This window comes from Agrobacterium salinitolerans (assembly GCF_002008225.1).
Classification (GTDB): Bacteria; Pseudomonadota; Alphaproteobacteria; order Rhizobiales; family Rhizobiaceae; genus Agrobacterium; species Agrobacterium salinitolerans.
On record NZ_MRDH01000035.1, the window covers coordinates 1 to 6,337 of the forward strand.

A 6,337-nucleotide genomic window follows, 5' to 3' on the forward strand; every position below is an offset into this window, starting at 1 on the left:
CGCCCTCGTTCAGTGAGCGGACTTATAAGAGAACCTCACCAAACAAGTCAACACACCTATCGTCAAAAAACTGACATTTTTATCAAACCATTGATTTTATTAGGTAGTTTCGTGAAGCGAAGCAAAAACAAGCGAAAGAGACGGAATCTTCCGACATTTCGCCACACGCCCAATGCCTGCTCTCCGGTCCTGACTGCAAATAGCGCGCAAGGAACCGTGACTTTAACGACGGAGCATTTGCCTGCTCCTTACATACGGCTGTCAAAGTGCGGGACGGTGCATTAGAAACGGCATATGAGACGCTTAAACACCACCCCAGAGCCGCAGGCCTGTTTGCATGACTAGAATGCCCGTTCCTATAAAGACCGAGTTGCCCGAACTTCCCGTGAGTGCCGTTCTCGGCGATATCGCCGAGGCTCTGGCCGGGGCGAAGCGCGCAGTTCTTTCGGCTCCACCGGGCGCGGGTAAAACGACGCTGGTGCCGCTTCATCTCTTGCAGCAGGACTGGCGGGGTGACGGCAAGATCATTCTTCTCGAACCGCGCCGGCTCGCCGCGCGTGCCGCAGCCGGGCGCATGGCCGAACTGCTTCACGAGGATGTCGGGCAAACCGTCGGCTACCGCATGCGGCTCGACAATCGCATCTCCTCGAAAACACGCGTCGAAGTGGTGACCGAAGGCGTGTTTGCCCGCATGGTCCTGGACGATCCTGAACTTGCCGGCGTTTCGACGGTGATATTCGACGAGTTTCACGAGCGTTCGCTCGACGGCGATTTCGGACTGGCGCTAGCGCTTGATGTGCAGGGTGGGTTGCGCGACGATCTGCGTATCCTCGTCATGTCCGCCACGCTCGATGTCGAACGCATCAGCACGCTCATGGCAGACGCCCCGATCATTCAGAGCCTTGGGCGGACGTTTCCAATCGACCTCCGTTATGAGGATCGTTGGCAGGGCGTGCCGATTGAAGAGAAAGTTACCAAGGCGATCACTGAGGTCCATGGGTCGGAAACCGGCTCCATCCTCGCCTTTCTGCCGGGGCAGTCGGAAATTACCCGAACGGCCGTACGGCTGGAGGGACGTTTTCCCGCAGATACGGATATCATCCCGCTTTACGGCAACCTTTCGCAGAAGGAGCAGGATGCGGCGATAAAGCCGGCGCCGGCCGGACGACGCAAGATCGTGCTTGCCACCTCGATTGCGGAGACCTCGATTACCATCGATGGCGTGCGTGTGGTGATCGACAGCGGATTGCAGCGACTACCTGTCTTCGAGCCCGCAACGGGAATCACGAGGCTGGAGACGTTGCGGGTGTCGCGCGCTTCCGCCGACCAGCGGGCGGGACGCGCCGGGCGAACGGAACCCGGTGTTGCGATCCGCCTGTGGCATCCGGGGCAGACGGCGGCGCTCAACGCCTTCACGCCACCGCAAATTCTGGCAAGCGATCTTGCCGGCCTTGTGCTCGATCTCGCCCATTGGGGTGTTCAGGATCCCTCTTCTCTTGCCTTTCTGGATATGCCCCCCGAAGCCGCACTTAAAGAATCGATGGCGCTTCTCAAAAATCTGGGCGCGCTCGACAAAGTCGGAGCGCTGACGCAGCGCGGCCATCTGATGCGTGGCCTTTCATTGCCGCCACGGCTGGCGGCCATGGTGATTGCGGCGGCAAGCGAAGGCGCGGGGAAGAAGGCGGCGATGCTCGCCGTCATGCTGACGGAACAGGGGCTCGGCGGAAACGACATCGATCTAGATGAAAGGCTGCGGCGCTTTCTTTCCGACAGGAGCGAAAGGGCGCAGGCGGCGCGCAAGCTGGCATCGAGGCTGTTTGACGCGATCGGCGACAAAACGGCGGCAGCCGAATTGCCGAGCGGGGCCGGTCCGCTGCTGCTGCACGCCTATCCGGACAGGATCGCGCTTCAGCGCGGCGCGCGGGGACGGTATGTGATGGCCAACGGGCGTGGCGCAGAGCTTGCAGAGACAGAACGGCTGGCGGCCAGCAAAATGCTGGTGGTTGCCGATATTACCGGACGAGCGGCGCAGCCGCGCATCCTTGCCGCGGCAGGCATAGACAGGACCGATATAGAGGAGCGAATGCCGCACCTCATCGTTCAGCAGGACCAGCTGCTTTTCGACAAGGCGAGCGGCCAGGCCCGCGCGCGAAAGGTGACACGGCTTGGCGCCATCATCCTCGATGAGACACCCCTCCCCCGTCCCGAGGGTGAACAGGCGGCACAGGCGCTCGCCAATGGCGTTCGGGAATTCGGCATCGGCATCCTTCCTTTTTCGAAAGAGACGCTGCAGTTGCGCGACAGGATCGGTTTTCTGAACGCCAGTATCGGGGAGCCCTGGCCAGATGTCAGCGAAGAGGCGTTGCTTTCGCGGCTGGAAGAGTGGTTCGTCCCTTTTCAGAACGGCGCGCGTAGCCTGCAGGACATTCGACCCGGCAGCCTCTCCGAAGGGATCCTGTCTCTGGTGCCGCATGAGGTAGCGCGCGATCTCGCCAAGTTGGCGCCGACGCATTTCGAAGCACCGACGGGCCAGCGGCATCCCATCCGTTACGACGCCAGCGAACCGACGCTTTCCATTCGCGTGCAGGAACTTTTCGGCTTGAGAGCTCACCCGACCATTGCGCAGGGGCGGTTGCCGCTGCTCTTGGAATTGACCTCGCCGGCGCACAGGCCGATACAGACGACACGCGATCTTCCGGGCTTCTGGTCGGGGTCCTGGAAGGATGTGCGGGCGGATATGCGCGGGCGTTATCCACGCCATCCATGGCCGGAGGACCCGGCATCGGCCCTGCCGACTAGCCGCGCGAAACCGCGCGGGACGTGACGATGAGGGACAGGGTAAAGGAGATGACGGTGGCTGGCCATTCTATCGAAACCACGAGGCTCGGCCGCGCCAGCCGCAGGATAAGGTTGCAGACAATCGTCTGGCTGCGCTGGCTGGCGGTTGCGGGACAGACGGCGACGATCCTGCTTGTCGCCTTCGGATTCAATTTTCCCCTGCCGCTTTTGGCCTGCAGCCTATTGATTGCGGCGCTCGCTCTTGCAAATCTGTTTCTCACCGCTCGTTTTCCCTCCACCTATCGTCTGGAGCCCTGGGAAGCGACATTGCTTCTGGCCTTCGACCTGCTGCAATTGACGGCACTCATTTACATCACCGGCGGACTTTCCAATCCCTTCGCGCCGCTTATCTGCGTGCAGGTCATCATTGCGTTTGCCTCCCAGCCGTTACGGCATTCGCTTATTCTTCTTGGCTTTGCCATCATCTGCTCGACCGCAATCGCCTTTTCACCCTTTCCGGTTCCGTGGTATCCCGGCGAGGTTTTGCCGATCCAGCTTCTGCTGCATGTCGGCACCTGGGTCGCGATCATCGCCACAACCTCTTTTGCGGCCTTTTATGCCTATCGCGTTTCGCATGAGGCAAACCAGCTGGCGGATGCGCTGGCTGCAACGGAGCTGGTGCTGGAGCGGGAAAAACATCTCTCGCAGCTGGACGGGCTGGCGGCGGCGGCGGCGCACGAGCTCGGCACGCCGCTCGCAACAATCAGCGTTGTCGCGAAGGAGATGGAGCGGGAACTTGGACACGACGAAAAATTTGGCGAAGATATAGCGCTGCTGCGCAGCCAGAGCGAAAGATGCCGCGATATTCTGCGCCGGCTCACCTCTCTTTCCACCGACAACGAAGAACATATGCGCCGCCTGCCGCTCTCCTCGCTGATCGAGGAGGTGATGGCGCCGCACCGGGAATTCGGCATCCGCCTCGAACTCGTTGAAAAGAACAATCGCGCCGACGAACCTGTCGGTATCCGCAATGCCGGTATCATCTACGGTCTTGGCAACCTCATTGAAAACGGCGTGGATTATGCGCGGGAAAAGGTGACCGTAACCGTAGATTACGATCAGCAGAACGTCGCCGTCATCATTGAAGACGACGGGCCGGGTTACGCCCATGACGTGCTTGCGCGTATCGGCGAACCCTATGTGACCGAACGTCACAACGACACACGGGCGGGCGGGCTCGGGCTTGGGCTTTTCATCGCCAAGACCCTGCTGGAGCGCTCCGGCGCCAGTGTCACTTTTGAAAATCGTGGCACAAGCGAAAAGGGAGCAAGGGTGACAATCGTCTGGCCTCGAGCGCTTATGGACGATAAAAGAAGCCGTTGACTTTACCATCCACGTTGAAGCGGCGATAAGAAGAAGAAAACAAAGCCGACGAAGTTGCCGGAAGGCCGCAAACATGAAGACAGACGACGAGAACAACTCCACCAGCGCGCCAACGGACGACGGCGATCCGATCGGACCCGACAGATCGCTGCTGATTGTCGATGATGACGGCCCGTTTTTGCGCCGGCTTGCCCGGGCAATGGAAACACGCGGCTTTGCCGTCGATACGGCCGAGACGGTGAGCGACGGCATTGCCCGCTCCAGGGCTGCGCCGCCGAAGTATGCGGTGGTCGATCTGAGGCTTGCGGATGGCAACGGTCTGGAAGTCATCGAGGCGATCAGGCAGAACCGGGACGATACGCAGATCGTGGTTCTGACCGGCTATGGCAATATTGCAACCGCCGTTACCGCCGTGAAACTCGGAGCGCTGGACTATCTGGCAAAGCCCGCCGATGCGGACGATGTGTTCAATGCGCTGACGCAGCGCAAGGGTGAAAAGACCGAAGTTCCCGAAAACCCCATGTCGGCAGACCGGGTTCGGTGGGAGCATATTCAGCGCGTTTATGAAATGTGCGAGCGAAACGTTTCGGAAACAGCGCGCCGGCTCAACATGCACCGGCGCACCTTGCAGCGCATTCTCGCGAAACGCGCCCCAAAGTAACGGTATTATTCGCCGAAGCTGCGCCCGGTTGTCCATTCCGCCAGCATCAGCCGGGTCGCAGCGGTTCTCGAAAAATCCAACATCACCGATTTGCGGGTCGCCGGCGGCAATTTATGTTCCGGCGCATCGCGCAGCACGTGGGCACCATATCCATCCGACAGGATCAGCCCGCATTCCTCCGGGAATATATCGGTCGGAACCTCTGGATGGGTGGCGAAGAACAGTCGGTCGCAATGCAGGCGATAGTCCGGCCATTTGCGATCCACACGGAAATCCTCGATGGAGGATTTGATTTCGATGATCCAGATTTCACCCTTGACCGACAGACTGATGAGATCGGCCCGTCGCCCGCTTGCAAGCGGCAACTCCGGCAGCACCGAATGGCGCATTTCGTGCAGAAGCACCTGAACGCCGCGGCGCACCAGCATCGCCTTGTCCGACTGGCGGCCGTCGATTAACGGATTATTGTTGGTAACGGAAAGAATAGTCATGGATAAAGGCTGCTGAAGCGTTTGGCCCATTGTTGCAAAAAGGCAATCAACCGGCAATTTTAAAGGCGCAACCACCTCGCGGCGGCGCAACGGCTTGCCAAGAGCGGCTGAATGGAAAATAACCGATTTATCCAATTAAGCCTACTCCTTCGCACAATTTGGCGAATTTTCCGCGAGAACAACATGCGCATCCGTACCCCATTGACGGCACTCGGTCTGACGGCAGCACTGGCTCTGGCCGGCTGCGCCGAAACGACCTCCCAATCCTCCACTCCGACCTCCGGCAAGATCGCAGCGTCAGTACCGGTTGCCGATCCCGTTCCGGCGAAGGTCGAAACGGTCCAGATCTTCAACGATGTGTACGGTCCCGTGACCGATGCGGGCTATGCGCTGCCGGCCATTCCGATCAATCGCGTGAATGAGAAGTACCGTCGCCAGATCGTCGAGTTCCAGACTTCGGAGCGCCCTGGCACCATCATCGTCAATACGCGCGATCGCTACCTCTATTACATCCTGTCCGGCAACCGTGCGGTTCGTTACGGCATCGGCGTCGGCAAGGCGGGTTTTGCCTGGGCCGGTGAAGCCTATGTCGCTTGGAAGCAGGAATGGCCGATGTGGCATCCGCCGAAGGAAATGGCCGACCGCAAGCCGGAAGTGGCGAAATATGTCGAGGCCGGCATGGGCCCGGGCCTTTCCAACCCGCTCGGCGCGCGCGCCATGTATCTCTTCAACGAAAAGGGACAGGACACGCTGTTCCGCATCCATGGTTCGCCCGAGTGGGCTTCTATCGGCACCGCGGCCTCTTCCGGCTGCATCCGCATGATCAATCAGGATGTGATCGACCTCTACAGCCGCGTCCGTCCCGGACGCAGCACGAAAGTGGTCGTGATCCAGTAAAGATCAGATACCGGATAAGAAAAAGCCGCCGTGGATATCCCCGGCGGCTTCAGACTGCTGACAAACCCCTGGCGTGAGCTGGGGGTTTATGATTCATTGGGACATGTTGAAGAAACCTGCTCCTGAA

General features: G+C 59.8%; 5 protein-coding genes. 4 read left to right on the plus strand and 1 reads right to left on the minus strand.

From position 1 onward, the window contains the following. Positions 1 to 337 precede the first annotated feature (337 nt). From hrpB to BS627_RS20315, 3 genes are all read left to right on the plus strand, one after another. Complete coding sequence (gene hrpB / locus BS627_RS20305; protein WP_077984987.1) at positions 338 to 2,824, plus strand: ATP-dependent helicase HrpB; 2,487 nt, start codon at positions 338 to 340, stop codon at positions 2,822 to 2,824. Between the two features lie 29 nt (positions 2,825 to 2,853). After that, positions 2,854 to 4,161, plus strand: a complete 1,308-nt coding sequence (gene actS, locus BS627_RS20310) for a two-component system sensor histidine kinase ActS (RefSeq protein ID WP_077984990.1) — start codon at positions 2,854 to 2,856, stop codon at positions 4,159 to 4,161. Between the two features lie 73 nt (positions 4,162 to 4,234). Continuing rightward, the gene (locus BS627_RS20315) at positions 4,235 to 4,822 is read left to right on the plus strand and encodes an ActR/PrrA/RegA family redox response regulator transcription factor (RefSeq protein ID WP_077984988.1); all 588 of its coding nucleotides are present in this window, start codon (positions 4,235 to 4,237) and stop codon (positions 4,820 to 4,822) included. Between the two features lie 5 nt (positions 4,823 to 4,827). On the opposite strand, the gene BS627_RS20320 is transcribed toward BS627_RS20315, so the two are convergent. Further along, positions 4,828 to 5,313, minus strand: coding sequence for an MmcB family DNA repair protein (locus tag BS627_RS20320; protein WP_077984991.1), 486 nt, complete (start codon positions 5,311 to 5,313; stop codon positions 4,828 to 4,830). 183 nt (positions 5,314 to 5,496) lie between these two features. Here BS627_RS20320 and BS627_RS20325 point away from each other — a divergent pair, with 183 nt between their 5' ends. After that, entirely contained in the window at positions 5,497 to 6,210 is a 714-nt protein-coding gene (locus tag BS627_RS20325) for a L,D-transpeptidase (RefSeq protein ID WP_077984989.1), read from the plus strand. Positions 6,211 to 6,337: the final 127 nt, after the last annotated feature.